Annotated in this window: 9 protein-coding genes (1 of these 9 cut by a window edge); 1 reads left to right on the top strand and 8 read right to left on the bottom strand. The window is 70.7% G+C overall.

Going from position 1 to position 15,564, the window contains the following annotated elements; all coding sequences use genetic code 11:
- From ACFFJB_RS01690 to ACFFJB_RS01655, 8 genes are all read right to left on the bottom strand, one after another.
- On the bottom strand, positions 1 to 664 hold the 5' portion of the coding sequence (locus ACFFJB_RS01690) for a GHMP family kinase ATP-binding protein (RefSeq protein ID WP_376829046.1). The gene continues 332 nt to the left of window position 1, outside the view; 664 of the gene's 996 nt are visible here — the first part of the coding sequence; its start codon is at positions 662 to 664; the stop codon falls past the left edge of the window.
- 140 nt (positions 665 to 804) lie between these two features.
- The gene (locus ACFFJB_RS01685; protein WP_376829044.1) at positions 805 to 2,085 is read right to left on the bottom strand and encodes a nucleotide sugar dehydrogenase; all 1,281 of its coding nucleotides are present in this window, start codon (positions 2,083 to 2,085) and stop codon (positions 805 to 807) included.
- A gap of 357 nt (positions 2,086 to 2,442) precedes the next feature.
- A complete protein-coding gene (locus ACFFJB_RS01680) occupies positions 2,443 to 4,554 on the bottom strand; it encodes a catalase (RefSeq protein ID WP_376829114.1) in 2,112 nt (703 codons plus the stop codon).
- 185 nt (positions 4,555 to 4,739) lie between these two features.
- Positions 4,740 to 5,930, bottom strand: coding sequence for a Na+/H+ antiporter NhaA (nhaA, locus tag ACFFJB_RS01675; protein ID WP_376829042.1), 1,191 nt, complete (start codon positions 5,928 to 5,930; stop codon positions 4,740 to 4,742).
- A gap of 195 nt (positions 5,931 to 6,125) precedes the next feature.
- Entirely contained in the window at positions 6,126 to 7,613 is a 1,488-nt protein-coding gene (locus ACFFJB_RS01670; protein WP_376829040.1) for a protein adenylyltransferase SelO, read from the bottom strand.
- A gap of 209 nt (positions 7,614 to 7,822) precedes the next feature.
- Entirely contained in the window at positions 7,823 to 8,608 is a 786-nt protein-coding gene (locus ACFFJB_RS01665; protein WP_376829038.1) for a crotonase/enoyl-CoA hydratase family protein, read from the bottom strand.
- A gap of 182 nt (positions 8,609 to 8,790) precedes the next feature.
- Positions 8,791 to 13,710 (bottom strand): autotransporter outer membrane beta-barrel domain-containing protein, encoded by a 4,920-nt coding sequence (locus tag ACFFJB_RS01660; RefSeq protein ID WP_376829036.1) that lies wholly within the window; start codon positions 13,708 to 13,710, stop codon positions 8,791 to 8,793.
- Between the two features lie 16 nt (positions 13,711 to 13,726).
- Positions 13,727 to 13,972: a hypothetical protein gene (locus ACFFJB_RS01655; protein ID WP_376829034.1), complete on the bottom strand. Its 246-nt coding sequence runs from the start codon at positions 13,970 to 13,972 to the stop codon at positions 13,727 to 13,729.
- Between the two features lie 354 nt (positions 13,973 to 14,326).
- On the opposite strand from ACFFJB_RS01655, the gene ACFFJB_RS01650 reads away from it, so the two are divergent.
- On the top strand, positions 14,327 to 15,382 hold the full coding sequence (locus tag ACFFJB_RS01650; protein ID WP_376829033.1) for an NAD(P)-dependent alcohol dehydrogenase: 1,056 nt from the start codon (positions 14,327 to 14,329) through the stop codon (positions 15,380 to 15,382).
- Positions 15,383 to 15,564: the final 182 nt, after the last annotated feature.

Here is a 15,564-nt window from a genome sequence, read left to right as displayed (position 1 = left end):
ACATCTCGCGCAGATAGTCTTCGTTGGCGCCGGATTTCGTGCGCTTTTCCTGCGCGTCCACGACCTGTGAGGCGCTGCGCTGCGCGCCCGTGTAAACGAGCGTCAGGCAGGCATTGAAGCGCCCAAGGCGCGAGGAGGTCAGCCGGAGCGGCTCAATCGAGAACGTTTCGCCATGGAACTCATAGCGCGCCAGACCGCCGAAGGCGGCGTGAATCTGGTCCTGAACGCCGACATTCTCCTTGAGAATGTTCTGCTCCATGTGGATCGCCTGCCGCGCCAGCTCGTAGCGCGTCAGCTCGATGCCGCGCATGTGGTGCAGCAGGTTGATGAACCCGACCGTAAACGCCGATGAGCTTCCCAGCCCCGTGCCGCCCGGAAGGTCCGACATGGTGGCGATGTTGAGCGGGCTTTCCCAGCGGTAATGTTTCAGCGCCTCACGGACTACCGGATGACGGATCTGTTCAACGTCGTCGACGCTTTCCGTTTCACGATACGTCAGGCGAAAACGCTGTTCGGCCAGCGCCGCCAGGGGCAGCGCCTGGATGTAAACATATTTGTCGATGGTTCCGCCCAGTACGGCGCCGGGATTTTTCATGAAATAGGACGGATAATCCGTGCCGCCGCCCAGAAAGCTGGCCCGTAATGGCGTTCTGCTGATCCACATCGACTGCTTTTCCTGACGCGGGCCACAGCCGGCCCGCATGATTCCGCCGAATATAACCGTCGCCGGCGCCGTAACAAACGAGGGGTTGAAACGTCCCCCTTCGCCGCCAGTTCGCCGCACGCCGGCGCGATACGCCGTTACTACAGCCGCCAGTCGCTGGCGTCAGCCGGAAAGGCGCTCTTGAGATCAAAGAATAGGTGGCCTTCGCGGCCAAAGGCGCGAAGGGCGCCGGCGCCTGCGGTCACATATGCGTCATGGGCCACGGCCAGCAGCACGCCGTCGTAATGTCCTGGCGGCGGCGCTCCCGGCAGCAGGCGCACGCCATACGCCTTCAGCGCCGCCGCCGGATCCGCCAGCGGATCGTGCACGTCCACCAGCGCGCCGTGGTCCTGCAGCTCGGTGATGACGTCGATGACACGGGTGTTGCGCAGGTCCGGGCAGTTTTCCTTGAAAGTGAGACCCAGCACCAGCACGCGCGCGCCGTTCACGGCGATGTTCCGCTTCAGCATGGCCTTGACCATCTGTCCGGCCACCCATGCGCCCATGCCGTCGTTGATGCGTCGCCCGGCGAGAATGACCTCCGGATGATGGCCCAGCGCTTCGGCCTTGTAGGTCAGGTAATAGGGGTCGACGCCGATGCAGTGGCCGCCCACCAGGCCGGGGCGGAACGGCAGGAAGTTCCACTTGGTGCCGGCCGCGCGCAGCACCGCGTCCGTGTCGAGGCCCATGCGGTGGAAGATGATCGCCAGCTCGTTGACCAGCGCGATGTTGAGATCCCGCTGGGTGTTTTCGATCACCTTGGCCGCTTCCGCGACGCGAATGCTCTCCGCCCTGTAAGTGCCGGCGGCGACGACCGAACGGTAGAGCCGGTCCACGGTCTCGGCGGTTTCGGGCGTTGATCCGGAGGTCACCTTGACCACGTCCGCCAGTCGCCGGTTGCGGTCTCCCGGATTGATGCGCTCGGGGCTGTAGCCGACGAAAAAGTCAACGTTGAACACAAGACCGGAAGCGCGCTCCAGCGCCGGCACGCATTCCTCCTCCGTGGCCCCTGGATAGACCGTGGATTCGTAAATCACGATGTCGCCGCGCTTCAGCGCCCGTCCAACGGTGTCCGACGCGCGGAGCAGGGCGGTGAGGTCGGGGCGCTTGTGCGCGTCCACCGGCGTCGGCGCGGTGACGATATAGATGCGCGCCTCCCGCAGCTCGCCGGGGTCGGCGGTGAAACGCAGGTGCCGCGCCGCGGCCAGCTCCTCGGGAGTGGTTTCGCGGGTGTGGTCGCGTCCGGCCTGAAGCTCGGCGATGCGGTTTTCGTTGATGTCGAAGCCGATCACCGGCCGGATCCGGCCGAACGCCGTCGCCAGCGGCAGCCCGACGTAACCCAGACCGATGACCGCGATGGGAGGAAGATGCTGCGCGCTCATGCCGGGACGCCGTGATTCGCAATGCCGTTCGGGAATGACGCCGCGGAATGGACGGGCCGGCGCCGGACCGGTAGGTCGCCGGCATACTATCCGCCACGTTGCGGTTGCGCCATGGGGCGCCGTCACGCAGCAGGCGGCCGTGCGCACGGGGCTCCTGCCGCGCGTCACGTGCGAACCGCGGCCGGGGCCGCGGGAACGCACGGGAGCGGCCCGCGCGTCCCGGACGGGGCGTATGGGGCGGGGGAGAGACTGGAGTCAGGGCGGGGCGCCGCCGGCCAACAGGCGGACGGACGCCGGAGGCGGCGTCCGTCCGCCTTCTGGCGTTCATGGCCTGCCGGCGGATGGGAGCGCCCCGCCTCAGGCGAGGTCGCGCACCCGCGGCTCGCGCTCCCAGTGGCGGCGCGCGCCCGCGCGCATGAAGTCGGCGAACGGGACCACGCCGGCGTCCGGCTCCACGTGCGCCCGGTCCAGCAGCGCCTGGCTGCCCTTGCAGTGGGCGATGGTCTTGCAGTGGGCGTATGCGTCCATGAACCACTGCACCGCCGCGCCGTCCCGGCAGAGTTTCTGCGCCTGCTCCGGCGTCAGGTTGGAGGCCACCGCGTCGAACAGCACGGAGGGCGAGCCGGCGAGCTGGCCGTCGGCCTTCAGTTCGCCGCCGTTCACGGGCACGGCGCCCACCCTGGGCGCCACCAGGAACGGCGTTCCGCCGGCGGCGCGGATTTCGCCGCACAGCCGCTCAATGGCCGCCCTGTCCGAGCCTTCGGCGAACAGCACGCCCACCTTGCGCCCCGCCAGAATGTCTTTCTGGCGCTTCTGGATGGAAAGCGCGTCGGAGGGCGGCATGTCGATGGGTTCGCGCGCCGCAGGCGCCCTGTCCGGCAGGGGCATGGCGAGGCCGTCCGCCACCCGCTGCGCCAGCGCCCCGTCGATGTTGCCGAGGCGGGCGAGCACCCGCAGGCGCACGTGCTCCAGCTGCACTTTCGACAGTTCAAACACCAGGGCGGAGGCGATGTGCGCCTGCTCGCTGGCCGTCTGCGACCGGTAGAACAGCCGCGCCTGGCTGTAGTGGTCGGCGAACAGCTCCGCCCGCACCCGCAGCTTCTGGCCGGCGTCCTCGCCCGCCTCATGGCGACTGAACGAGGTGAAGCCGGTTTCCGGGCAGGCGCGCGGCCCGGCGTCCTCGCCGGCTTCGGCCAGGCTGTTGGGCTCGTAATTGGCGCGCCCGGTCGGCGTCAGCGTCTGCATGAGGCCGTCCCGCTGGAAGTTGTGGAACGGGCATTTCGGCGCGTTGATGGGGATCTGGTGGAAATTCGTCGTGCCGAGGCGCGATTTCTGCGTGTCGAGATAGGAGAACAGCCGCCCCTGCAGCAGCGGATCATTGGTGAAGTCGATGCCCGGGATCACGTTGGTCGGCATGTAGGCGACCTGTTCGGTCTCGGCGAAGAAGTTGTCCGGGTTGCGGTTCAGCGTCATGCGGCCGACCGGCTCGGCGGGAATGTCTTCCTCCGGCACGATCTTGGTGGCGTCCAGCACGTCATAGGGCTGGCGCGCCGCCCACGCCTCGTCGAACACCTGCACGCACAGGTCCCATTGCGGAAAGTCGCCGGCGGCGATGGCCTCATGAAGGTCGCGCCGGTGAAAGTCCGGGTCGGCGCCGGCGATCTTCACCGCCTCGTCCCACGTGGTCGCGGCCAGGCCGAGCGCCGGCTTCCAGTGGAATTTCACGAAGACGCCGTCGCCCTGCGCGTTGACGAAGCGGAAGGTGTGGACGCCGAAGCCCTCGATCATGCGGTAGGAGCGCGGGATGGCCCGGTCTGACATCGCCCACATGATCATGTGCATGCTCTCGGGCATCAGGCTGATGAAGTCCCAGAAGGTGTCATGGGCCGACGCCGCCTGCGGATAGCCGCGGTCCGCCTCCATTTTCACGCTGTGCACGAGGTCCGGGAACTTGATGGCGTCCTGGATGAAGAACACCGGAATGTTGTTGCCGACGAGATCCCAGTTGCCCTCCGCGGTATAGAACTTCACGGCGAAGCCGCGCACGTCGCGCGGGGTGTCGATGGAGCCGGCTCCGCCGGCCACGGTCGAGAAGCGCACGAACACCGGGCAGGAAGCGCCGGCCTGCTGGAAGATGCCCGCCTTCGTCAGCTCCGGAATGGCGCGGGTGCATTCAAACACCCCATGCGCGCCGGAGCCGCGGGCATGCACGATGCGCTCGGGAATGCGCTCGTGGTCGAAGTGGAAGATCTTTTCGCGGAGGATGAAGTCCTCAAGCAGGGTGGGCCCGCGCGCGCCGGCGCGCAGCGAGTTCTGGTTGTCGGCGATGCGATGGCCGAAATTGTCGGTGAGGTGGGCGCGGGCGTCGTCGTGGGCGGCCCCAGGCGCGATGGTCTGCTGCGTCTCGCCGCCCCGGCCAATGGTCTCGCGCGCCGGCGGCTGCCCGGATCCCGGCTGGTGGGCGCGCAGGGCGTTGCTGAGCGCCGGCGACTGCGGCGGAGTTTTTTCGGACAATGGAGCCTCCCTCGCTGCGACGGGCCCGCGACAGGCGCGCCATGACCGGGAGGGAACGCCGCCGCCGCCGCAGGGTTCCCCCTGCGGCGGGCGATTGTCAGCCCGCGCGCCGGCGCCGCGCCGGGGCTGCGTGCGTCCGTTCAGTCGCGCTGCGGGCCGGGCGGAGGCGCAAGGCGCAGCGTCAGCCCGCCGGCAAGCGCCGCCAGCAGCGAGCCGCCGATGATGCCCAGCTTCACCTCGTTCTGCAGCGCCGGATTGCCGGCGAAGGCCAGAAGGCCGATGAACAGGCTCATGGTGAAGCCCACGCCGCACAGCAGCGCCACCCCGAACACGTGGATCCAGCGCGAGTTGGCCGGCATGTCGACGAAACCGCCGCGAACCAGCAGGAACACCGCGGCGAACACGCCGATGGTCTTGCCCGCCAGCAGCCCGAAGGCGACGCCAAGCGTCAGCGGATCAACGAGATTGGCCACGGTCACGCCCGCCAGCGACACGCCGGCGTTGGCGAAGCCGAACACCGGCAGGATGATGAAAGGCGTGACGTCTTTCAGCGCGTGCTCCAGCCGGTGCAGGGGCGACGCCACAAGGTCATGGGAGAGGCCCGGCGCCCGGCGCAGCGGAATGGCCAGCGCCAGCAGCACGCCCGCCACCGTGGCGTGCACGCCTGACTTCAGCACGAACAGCCACAGCGCCACGCCCAGCAGCAGGTAGGGCCACAGCCGCAGCACGCCGGCGCGGTTGAGGGCGGTGAGGGCGAGCAGCGTCGCCGCCGCCCCGCCCAGCGCCGCCAGCGACAGGTCGGCGGTGTAAAACAGCGCGATGATGATCACCGCGCCGAGGTCGTCGATGATGGCGAGCGCGGTGAGAAACACCTTCAGCGCCGCCGGGGCGCGGTCGCCCAGCAGGGAAATCACGCCGAGGGCGAAAGCGATGTCGGTGGCGGTGGGAATGGCCCAGCCGTTCAGGTTCTCCGGATGGCGCCAGTTGAGGGCGACATAGATCAGCGCCGGAACAAGCATGCCGCCCAGCGCCGCCACGCCCGGCAGGATCCGGCGCGACCAGGTGGCGAGCTGCCCGTCGAGCATCTCGCGTTTGATCTCCAGGCCGACGAACAGGAAGAACACCGCCATCAGCGCGTCGTTGATCCAGTGGCTGACGCTGAGGGGGCCGGCGTGCGCCGCAAGCAGGGCGAAATAGCCTTCCGCCCACGGCGAATTGGCGACGGCGAGCGCCGCCGCGGCCGCCAGCATGAGCACCACGCCGCCGGAGGCGCTGTTGTCCAGGAACGCCCGGAACATCGAGAACGGTCGCAAGCGCGGTCGGCTGGCCATTCACAATCCTTTCCTGCGTATGGGTTTGGGCGCGGCGCCGCCTGCGGCGGCCTGCGCGGAGCGCGCGCGGACCACCGCCGCCGCGATGGCGCCGGTATGGAACGGTGCCGGAACGGGTGTCCACCAGTTTTTTGGCGCCGGCGCAGTCACTGACCGGGAATTGCGCCGCCGGCGTGGCGGTGCGCCGCGACGGGTTCAGGTGCCGCAGAAAGTCTGGAACGGGCCTTCGCCCGGCTGTGTCCAGGCCGGATCGCCGCGCCAGCTGTCATAGGGCGCAGCCAGCGCCTCCAGCGCGGCGAAGAACGGCTTCATGTCGCCCTCGCCGGCGGCGTCCAGCGCCCGCTGCACCATGTGATTGCGCGGAATCACCGCCGGATTGGCGGCGCGCATCATGGCCACGCTGTCCGCCTCGCTCATGGCGTTGCGGCTGCGGCGCGCCAGCCAGCGCGTCCGCCATGCCCCGAAGGCGGGGTCGGCGCATTCGGGCGGGACCGGCGCCGCCTCGTCGCACAGCGCGCGGAAGGTGTTGGTGTAATCGGCGCCGGCGTCGCGCATCCAGTGCAGCAGGTCGGCGACGAGGGCCATGTCGTCCGCCTCCTCGCCGTCCAGCCCCAGCTTGCGCCACATCATCGCGCGCCAGCGCGTCTGGTAGCGTTCGGCGAAACCGTTGAGCGCGGCCTCGGCCTTGCGTATGGCGGCGTCGCGGTCGGCGTCGAGCAGCGGCAGCAGCGCCTCCGCCAGCCGCGCAAGGTTCCACTGGGCGACCGCCGGCTGGGCGCTGAAGGCGTAGCGCCCGGCGTGGTCGATGGAGCTGAACACGGCGGCCGGGTCGAAACGGTCGATGAAGGCGCAGGGGCCATAGTCGATGGTTTCGCCGGAGACGGTCATGTTGTCGGTGTTCATGACGCCGTGGACGAAGCCAATGCGGATCCAGTGCAGCACGAGGTCCACATGGCGCTGCATCACCCGCAGCAGGAAGGCGTGCACGGCGGCGGGATCGCCGGCAAGATCGACGTCATGGCGGGCGATGGCGTAGCCGGCCAGCTCCTGCAGCAGCCGCGGCTCCCCCAGCGCCGCCGCATACTGGAACGTGCCGAAGCGGATGTGGCTGGCGGCGACGCGCGTCAGCGTCGCCCCTGGCAGCGGCCGGTCGCGGAAAACGACGTCGCCGGTGGCGACCACGGCGAGGCTGCGCGTGGTGGGAACGCCGAGGGCGTGCATGGCCTCGCTGACCAGATATTCGCGCAGCATCGGCCCAACGGCGGCGAAACCGTCGCCGCCGCGGGAGAAGGCGGTGGGGCCGGAGCCCTTGAACTGCAGGTCGACCCGGCCGCCGTCCAGCGTCAGCTGTTCGCCGACAAGCAGGGCGCGGCCGTCGCCCAGCATGGTGAAATTGCCGAACTGGTGGCCGGCGTAGGCCTGGGCGATGCGCGCCGCGCCGTCTGGCAGCGCCGCGCCGGCGAACGTCGGGGCGAGGGCGTTCGCGTCCACCGGGCCGGAGGCGAGGCCGATCTCCTGCGCCAGTTTCTGGTTGAAGACCAGCATGCGCGGGGCGGAGAAGGCGGCCGGGGCCGCCGGCGCCCAGAAGGCCTCCGGCAGCCGCATGTAACTGTTGTCGAGCCGCCAGTTCAGGCGCGTCGCGCCATGGTCCGCGCCGGTCAGGCCCGCATTTGCTTCAGACATTCTGCGCCTCCGTCGTCAGAGGCCGCTGGCGCGCGCGCCGGGCGAGGGCGATGGCCCGCTCTGACCTGTGTTCCGGCCTCCGTTTACACGAGAAGCGGCGGCGGGTCGCGGGGGGGCGCCCCGCGTCGCCGCCAGCATGCGGCGAAAGGCGGAAGTGAGGCGGAATGCCCGTGCGGCCGGATTGTTCCCGCCCGCACGGAGGGTTGCTGTCAGAAATCGCTGAAGGCGCCGTGCCGGCCGGCGCCCCCGGCGAAGCGCCTCGCGCCGGCGCGCCCTTCCAGCGCCACGACCGGATTGCCATGCCGGCCCTCCGCGCGCAGGGCCTCCGCCAGCTCCATGTCCCACTGCCGGTAAGCGGAGCGCCGGTCGGTGAGCATGCACGCCTGGGGAAAGGCGGCGATCCGCCGCGCCAGCTCCTCGGCGGCGAGGCGCGCCTCGCCGTCCGGAACCACCCGGTTGGCGAGGCCCATGGCCAGCGCCTCGCGGGCTTCCACCGGCCGGCCGGTGAGGATCATGTCGAGGGCGCGGCCCATGCCGACGATGCGCGGCAGCCGCACCGTGCCGCCGTCGATCAGCGGCACGCCCCAGCGCCGGCAGAACACGCCGAACACGGCGCTTTCCTCGGCCACGCGCAGGTCGGCGAGCAGCGCGAGCTCCAGCCCGCCGGCCACCGCATGGCCGGAGACGGCGGCGACCAGCGGCTTGGAAAGCGCCATGCGGGTGGGGCCCATGGGGCCGTCGCCGTCGGCGTCGAGCACGTGGGCGCGCGCGGGATCCTCGACGGCGGTGAGGTCTGCGCCGGCGCAGAAACATCCGCCCGCGCCCCACAGCACGGCGACGCGCAGCGTCCCGTCCTCCTCGAATTCCTGAAAGGCGGCGCGGAGCGCCTTCGCCATGGGTCCGTCCACGGCGTTCCGCCGCTCCGGACGGTTCATGATGATGGTGGCCACGGCGCCCTTGCGCTCAAGGAGCACCGCCGCGTCCCTGCCCTGCATGGTGTTCCTCCCCTTTGTGCGACCTGCATGATGCCGGCGCGGCCGCTGGCGCCGCAAGCCCCCTGCGGCTTTTGCGTCGCCGTTTCCGCTCCCGCGGGCCGGCTTCCGGCGACATGACGCATGGGCGCGCCTGGCGGGGGCGGGGCCGCGACGGCGACGCCGCGGCCCCTGGTCTCCCGGCGTCAGAACCTGACCGTCAGGCGTCCGAGGGCTTCGTGGCTCCGGAGCGTCGCGCCAAGGCGCGCCCGGTATTCACCCCGCATCTCCACAGGGCCGGCGGTGAGCAGCGAGATGCCTGCGCTGGCGTCGAAGGTGACGCGGTCCTGCGCCTGAACGGCGAGGAAGCGCGCGCCGCCTGCGCCCAGCTGGGCCTTCGTCCCCAGCGCCGGATCGCCGAGGACGAGGCTGGCCCCCAGCGTCGCGTGAGGCCGCAGCCAGACGTCATTGCTGATCTGGAACGTCGTTCCGACCTCGACGCCGGGAGACAGCGTGGTGGTCCAGTCCTGCAGCGCGTCGAACCGGTACGCGGCCGGGAGGCTGCCGGCGGCGGCGAAGGCCGGCGCCCAGGCGTAGACGGCGTCCACGCTGGCGAACGGCCGGATGTCGACGTCGCCCAGCTTCGTCCGGTACGCGGCGTGCAGGCGCAGGCCCGCCGTCCACGCCTCCTGCCGGCTGCGCGCGCTCCAGTTCCTGTCTCCGATCGTGACCTGCTGGGCGACGTCATAGCCGCCGAAGCCGAGCTGGGCGGCGGCGGCCAGGGTCCATGGACCCTGGTCATGACCCAGCGCCACGGACAGGTCGCCTCCCTGTCCGCCCGACCGGACATGTCCGTCGCGCGCGTTCGTGTTCGCCGTCACATAGGCGCCGCTCATGCCGAGCCACCATTGCGGAGCGATGTCCGCCCGCGCGCCGATGCGATAGGAGACGTCGCCATGTCGCGCGTCCTGATCCGGTCGCGCGGCCAACCGCCAGCCTGTGCTGCCCGAGATGCGTCCCCAGATGCACGCGGCGCCGTTCCGCCCGCCGCCGCCGTCGGGGCAGCTCATGGCGGCGTCCATGGCGCCGGACGCGCGCGCGACCTGGGCCTGCGCCTCCGCCAGATAACCGTCAGGGGAGAGGGACGCCACGGCCCTTTCATAGGATCCGGAACTGTTCACCCTGGCGAAGGCGGCGAAGAGCCGCGCGTTGGACAGCGCGCTGTCGTTCCAGGCCTGCTGCAGGCCGCCGGCCAGGTTCATTTCGTTGCGCGTGAGCCGCAGGCCGCTGGCGGGGCTGATGAAATCCGCCCGCGGGGCGATGGCCTGTCCGCCGTCCGACATGGTCCATGAGACCGGGCTGCCGTCGACGCCAGAGACTTCAACGGGTCCGGCCGTCGCCGGCGTCTTGCTGAAAATGACGTAGTCGCCCGGCAGCAGCGCGTCCATGACGTTGACGGTGATGGCCGTCGGTCGTCCGTCCGCGGACGCCCCGATGGACAGCGCGCCGGTGACGGAAACGGCGTCGGCGCGCCGCTCCCCCCTGGTCGTGTCGACGTTGACGTCAACCGGCATCCTGCCGCCCTCCAGATGCAGGTCGCCGGTCGCTGACAGCGACGCGATGCTGTTGTTGCCGCCGACGTCGAGCGTGCCGCCGTCGACGACTTCAAACAGGCCGCCGGGGCCGAGATCGACCACGCCATGGCCGGCAAGGGAACGGTAAACGCCGCTGTTGTTCACGCGCAGGATGCTTCCTGGCCGGTTTTCGTGATGACCGTGCCGGGCTGGCGCGACAGTATCCCGCAGGGCGCCGGACATGTCGTCTCCGTCTGGCCGCGCCGGACCCGGGCCGCGCATGAGGCGTGGTCCGTCGCCGGACTGGCCGGGCCCGTTCAGAAGCACCTCGCCCGTCAGCACGCCTTCAACCGTGATGGTGGCGGCGCGGGGGGCGCTGGCGATGATCGCCCTGCCGGAAAGGGCGGCGACCTCGGCGTTCGCGCCGATGTTGATTGTGGTCACGGCGTTGCGACCGGCGCCGCCGCCGTCAATGCGGATGGCGGCGCCCTTGCCCGAACCGCCGATGTACTGGCCGTCGTCGAGATTGATGGCGACGGGGCCTCCCTGCGAGGTCGGGTCGATGGCGCCGTTGGTCATCTGGCGACCGGTCTGGGCGAGAATGGCGTTGGCGTTTTCTCCAGTGGCGGTGATCGCGCCCCGCCAGGCGATGTCGATCCGGCCGCCGCGGCCGGTCGCCTGGCTGCGGCGCCGGCCGGCGGGATCCGTCGCGTCGGGAACGGCGCCGGACGCCCAGGCGCCGCCGCCGCCGCCGATGCTCTGCGCATAGACGCCGTTCGCGCCGGCCCCGTAAACGGCGATGCGCGCGTTCCGCCCGGAGTTGACGGAAACGTTTCCGCCGTCACCGGAGGCTTTTCCGTCGGCCACCGTCACGCTCGCGCCGTCGGCGCCGCTCACATAGCCGCCGCCGCCGCCGACGGACTGCGCCACAACGCCGTGCGCCCCCTTTCCCCATGTTGTGATCGCCGCGTCGGCGCTCACGGTCACCTTGACGGCCCCGCCGTCGCCGCCGGCGTTGTCCGAGCCGCCGATGGTGATGACATTGTAGCCGCGGAGCGGATCAAAACCGCCGGCGGCGCCATATATGCCGCCGCCTCCGCCGACGGACTGGGCGACGACGCCGGCCGCGCCGTCTCCGGACGTGGCGATGTCGCCGTCATGATTCACCGAAACCAGGCCGCCGTCGCCGCCAGCGCCGCCGGTTCCGCCGATGCGGATGGTGGCGCCGGCCGGCTGGAGCGTGCGCCACGCCATGAGCTGCGCGGCCCCGCGGAAGGAAGCGCTTTCCACAATGGCGTCGCCGGCGTTGATCAGAAGGGCGTCGATCAGCTCGTTGACGTTGCGGAAGAACGGCGCGGCCGTTTCCGGCGCGCCCAGCACCGCCGCGCCGCCGCCGCCGCCGACGCTCTGGGCGACGACGCCATGGGAGCCGGCGCCTTGCGTCCGGATGCGGCCGGCGTTGCTGATCTCCACGTCGCCGCCGGCGCCGCCGCCGCCGCCGGCGCCGCCAACGCCAACGTTGAGGGTGTAACGTCTCGGTCCCGGACTCGTGGCGTCGCCGGCGAAACCGCCGCCGCCGCCTGTTGACTGCCCGAACGCGCCGAAGGAGCCGTCGCCGTCCGTGCTGACCTCGCCGCTGTTGGCGATGACGACGCGCCCGCCGTCGCCGCCTTCGCCCCCAACGGTCACGTTCAGCCTGTACTTGCTGCCGATGGCGGGCGCGCCTGCGACGGCGCCCGCGCCGCCGCCGCCGCCGACCGACTGGGCGAAGACGCCATGGGAGGCCGCGCCGGAGGTGAAGACCGCCCCGTCATTGCTGACGTCCGCTTCCTTGCCGTCGCCGCCTGCGCCGCTTGCGCCGCCAACGTGCATTCTGACTGACACGTCGGGCATCGGGGACGCCGCCTTTTCCACCCCGGCTATTTTTCTCGCGATCTTTATCCCGGTGGAAATCAGGCTGTAATCGTGGTCGAACCGGAGTTTTTCCGTTGGATCCTGCGCCTCCTCACTGCCCGCCAGCCTTTTGATCTGGGAGATAAAGCCGGTCGAGGACTCATCATCATCGCTTTTCCTGAAAGCGCCGCCGTCGCCGCCGCCCCCGCCGACCGACTGCGCGAAAACGCCATGGGAGACCGCGCCGCGGGTCACGACGGTTGACGTCCTCTCGACCGTAACCGCAGCCCTGCCGCCGTCCCCGCCTCCGCCTCCGGCGCCGCCGATGGCGAGCCGCAGGTCAAGCGGGCTGTCGCCCGAGTTGAAGACCGCCCCGCCGCGGCCGCCCCCGCCGCCGACGGACTGGGCCAGCACGCCATGGGCGGCTGCTCCACGGGTTTCGGTACGGGAGCCGCCGGCGTTGTTTACGATGACGTCGCCGCCCGCGCCGCCGGCTCCGCCGCGGCCGCCAACGTTGACCTGCATGGTCGCGACCGCTCCGGCCGGCAGTGTGGCGATAATCCGGTTGGCGAGTTCGCCGAATAAAACGCCCGGTCCAGCCGCCGTGACCACGGCGCCGCCGTCGCCGCCGCCGCCGCCGATGGACTGGGCGACCACGCCGCTGGACGCGTCTCCCGAGGTGATGACGACGCCGCTCCTGTTGCTGACCGTCACCAGGTCGCCGTCGCCGCCCGCGCCGCCGCGTCCCCCCTTCGCCGCCGCGGCGCCGACGCCGCCGATGTTGAGCACGTCCGCGGCCGCCGTCGCCGTCCCGCCGTCGCCGCCGTCGCCGCCGAGCGACATCCCGTGAATTCCGTAGGAGCGGTCGCCGCGCGTCATGATCGTCGCGCGGTCATTCGTCAGGTCGACGCGCCCGCCGTCGCCCGCCCCGCCTGCATCGCGGCTCCTGGCGTAGGCGTAGCCGAAGGGCGGCGCTGCGACCGACTGCGCGTAACCGTGGGCGCCGCCGCCAGCGCCGCCATCGCCGCCAACGCTCTCCCCGGAGATTCCGTGTGATCCGGCGCCCAGCGTCAGGATATCGCCGGTATTGATCACCCCGACAGTCTTGCCGTCGCCGCCGCGTCCGCCGTGACCCGAGGCGTTCCTGTCCATCGCAATGGACGGGATGAGGACAAAGCCAATCGCCGTCGCCGAACTGATGGCCTCGCCGCCGTCGCCGCCGTCGCCGCCCGCCGAACGGGCCGAGACGCCTGCGGCGTGATCCCCGGAGGTCACGATGGTCACCGCGCTGCTGACGGAGACATCGCCGCCGTCGCCCCCGTCGCCGCCATCGCCGCCCTCGGCGTACGCCCCGGAGACAAACAGGCCGGCGCTAGCGGCGCGCGCGTCGCCGCCCGCGCCGCCCCTGCCGCCGCCGGACCAGACGCGCACGCCGGCGTCGCCCCCAGCCGAGGTGACGACAGGGGCGCCATGGATGCTGACAGACCTGCTGGAGCCTGCGCCGCCCTTGCCGCCGTCGCCGCCGCGCGCGCTGGCGCCGAACAGGCCGCCAGACCTGTGGTTCGCGCCGTCGCGGCCATCGCCGGCCTCCATGCGCAGATCAACGGCCCCGGCCGTGGCGGCGCCGGGCGCCGTCGCCGCGCGCATGGCGTCAGTCATGGCCGCGGTCATGGCGTCATGACTGACGCCGCGCGGGCCCCGGTCCAGACCCCTGCGGCAGGCGCGCGGGCGCGCTCTTCCAGATCGCGCCGTTCGCCGCCGCCGGCTGCTCAGCCCGGGCGATATTGTTTGCCTGCGCGCCCAGAGCCGGCGTGACAGCCAGTTGCAGAAGGCCAATCGTCGCCGTGACGCCGATCACGCGCACGCTGCGGCGTCGCCCGCCCGACGTTGCTGCGCCTGGTCCGTGATTGCGCTGATCCATGAAGCACCTTCCCTGACAATGGACCGGCGCATGCGAATGTCGCGCCGGTATTTGTGAAATAATTGCGAATATATGAGCGTTTCGAATATTTCCTTTGGAGGTACGTTATAGATTCTGCGTATTTCTTATTGCGCCCAAAATAATCCATCAGTTTTCTCGAAAATATTACATTTTGAAGATCGTTTTTTGGGGGCGCCGGCTGTCGCGCGCGGCGCGGCGGGCGGGGGAGGAGCGGGCGGCGGCGCCGCTGACAGGTCGCGGCGGACATATTATTGACCGCCGTGAGACGCCGGCGCCGCGCGGGAGGGACGCCGCCGGCGGCAGGGACGCAGCAGAGGGTCAGGGAGAAACGTCATGTTCGTGTGCACAGGCTACGCCGCCCAGGACGCAACCACGCCGCTGGCGCCGTTCACCTTTGAACGGCGCGATCCGGGGCCGCTCGATGTGGTCATCGAGATCACCCACTGCGGCGTGTGCCACTCTGACCTGCACGCCGTGCGCAACGAGTGGGGGAACACGCTCTATCCCTGCGTGCCCGGTCACGAGATCGTCGGCAAGGTCACCGCTGTCGGCGCGCAGGTGACGCGATTCCGCGTCGGCGACACGGCCGCGGTCGGCTGCCTCGTCGATTCCTGCCGCACCTGCGAGAACTGCCGCGACGGCCTCGAGCAGTACTGCGCGCGCGGCGGCACCGGCACCTATAACGGCAAGGACCGGGTGAGCGGCGGCCACACCTTCGGCGGCTACTCCAGCCACATCGTGGTGACGCAGGACTTCGTGCTGCGCGTGCCGGACAGTCTCGACCCGGCCGCCGCGGCGCCGCTGCTGTGCGCGGGCATCACCACCTGGTCGCCGCTGCGCCACTGGAAGGCGGGGCCGGGCAAGACCGTCGGCGTGGTCGGCCTTGGCGGTCTCGGCCACATGGCGGTGAAGTTCGCCCGCGCGCTTGGCGCAAAAGTGGTGCTGTTCACCACCTCGCCGTCGAAGGTGGAGGACGGCGCGCGCCTGGGCGCCGAAGAGGTGGTGCTTTCTGCCGACGCGAAGGCGGTGGCCGCCTGGCGCTCGAAGCTCGACCTCATCATCGACGCCGTGGCCGCGCCGCATGACGTCAACATGTACCTCAACCTGCTGAAGCGCGACTGCACGCTGGTGCAGGTGGGCGCGCCGGACAGGCCGCTGCCCGTCAACGTCTTCAGCCTGCTGCCCAACCGCCGCAGCTTCGCCGGCTCCATCATCGGCGGCATCGCCGAAACCCAGGAGATGCTGGACTTCTGCGGAGCCAACAACATTGTGGCCGATATCGAGCTCATCCCCATCCAGGACATCGAGAAAGCCTATGAGCGCATGCTGAAGAGCGACGTGAAGTACCGCTTCGTCATTGACATGACGTCGCTGCCGCGCGCCGCCTGAGGCCGCGCCGGCCGCCGGCTGGCCGCGGGGCGCCGCCACGATTCCGTGGCCGCGTGACTCCGGAGGGGCAGGTCCGGTCCCGCCGGAACGCCCTGCGCGGCCGGCGGCGCGCCCCCGGCGACCGCAGGGCGGCCCGGAGCATGGACCCCGGCCGCCAGGCGACATGTTCCCGGCGCGACGTC

Source organism: Camelimonas abortus, from assembly GCF_042432745.1.
GTDB lineage: Bacteria > Pseudomonadota > Alphaproteobacteria > Rhizobiales > Beijerinckiaceae > Camelimonas > Camelimonas abortus.
The sequence above is the reverse complement of the archived record's forward strand: the minus strand, read 5'-3'. Positions and strand labels throughout refer to the sequence as shown.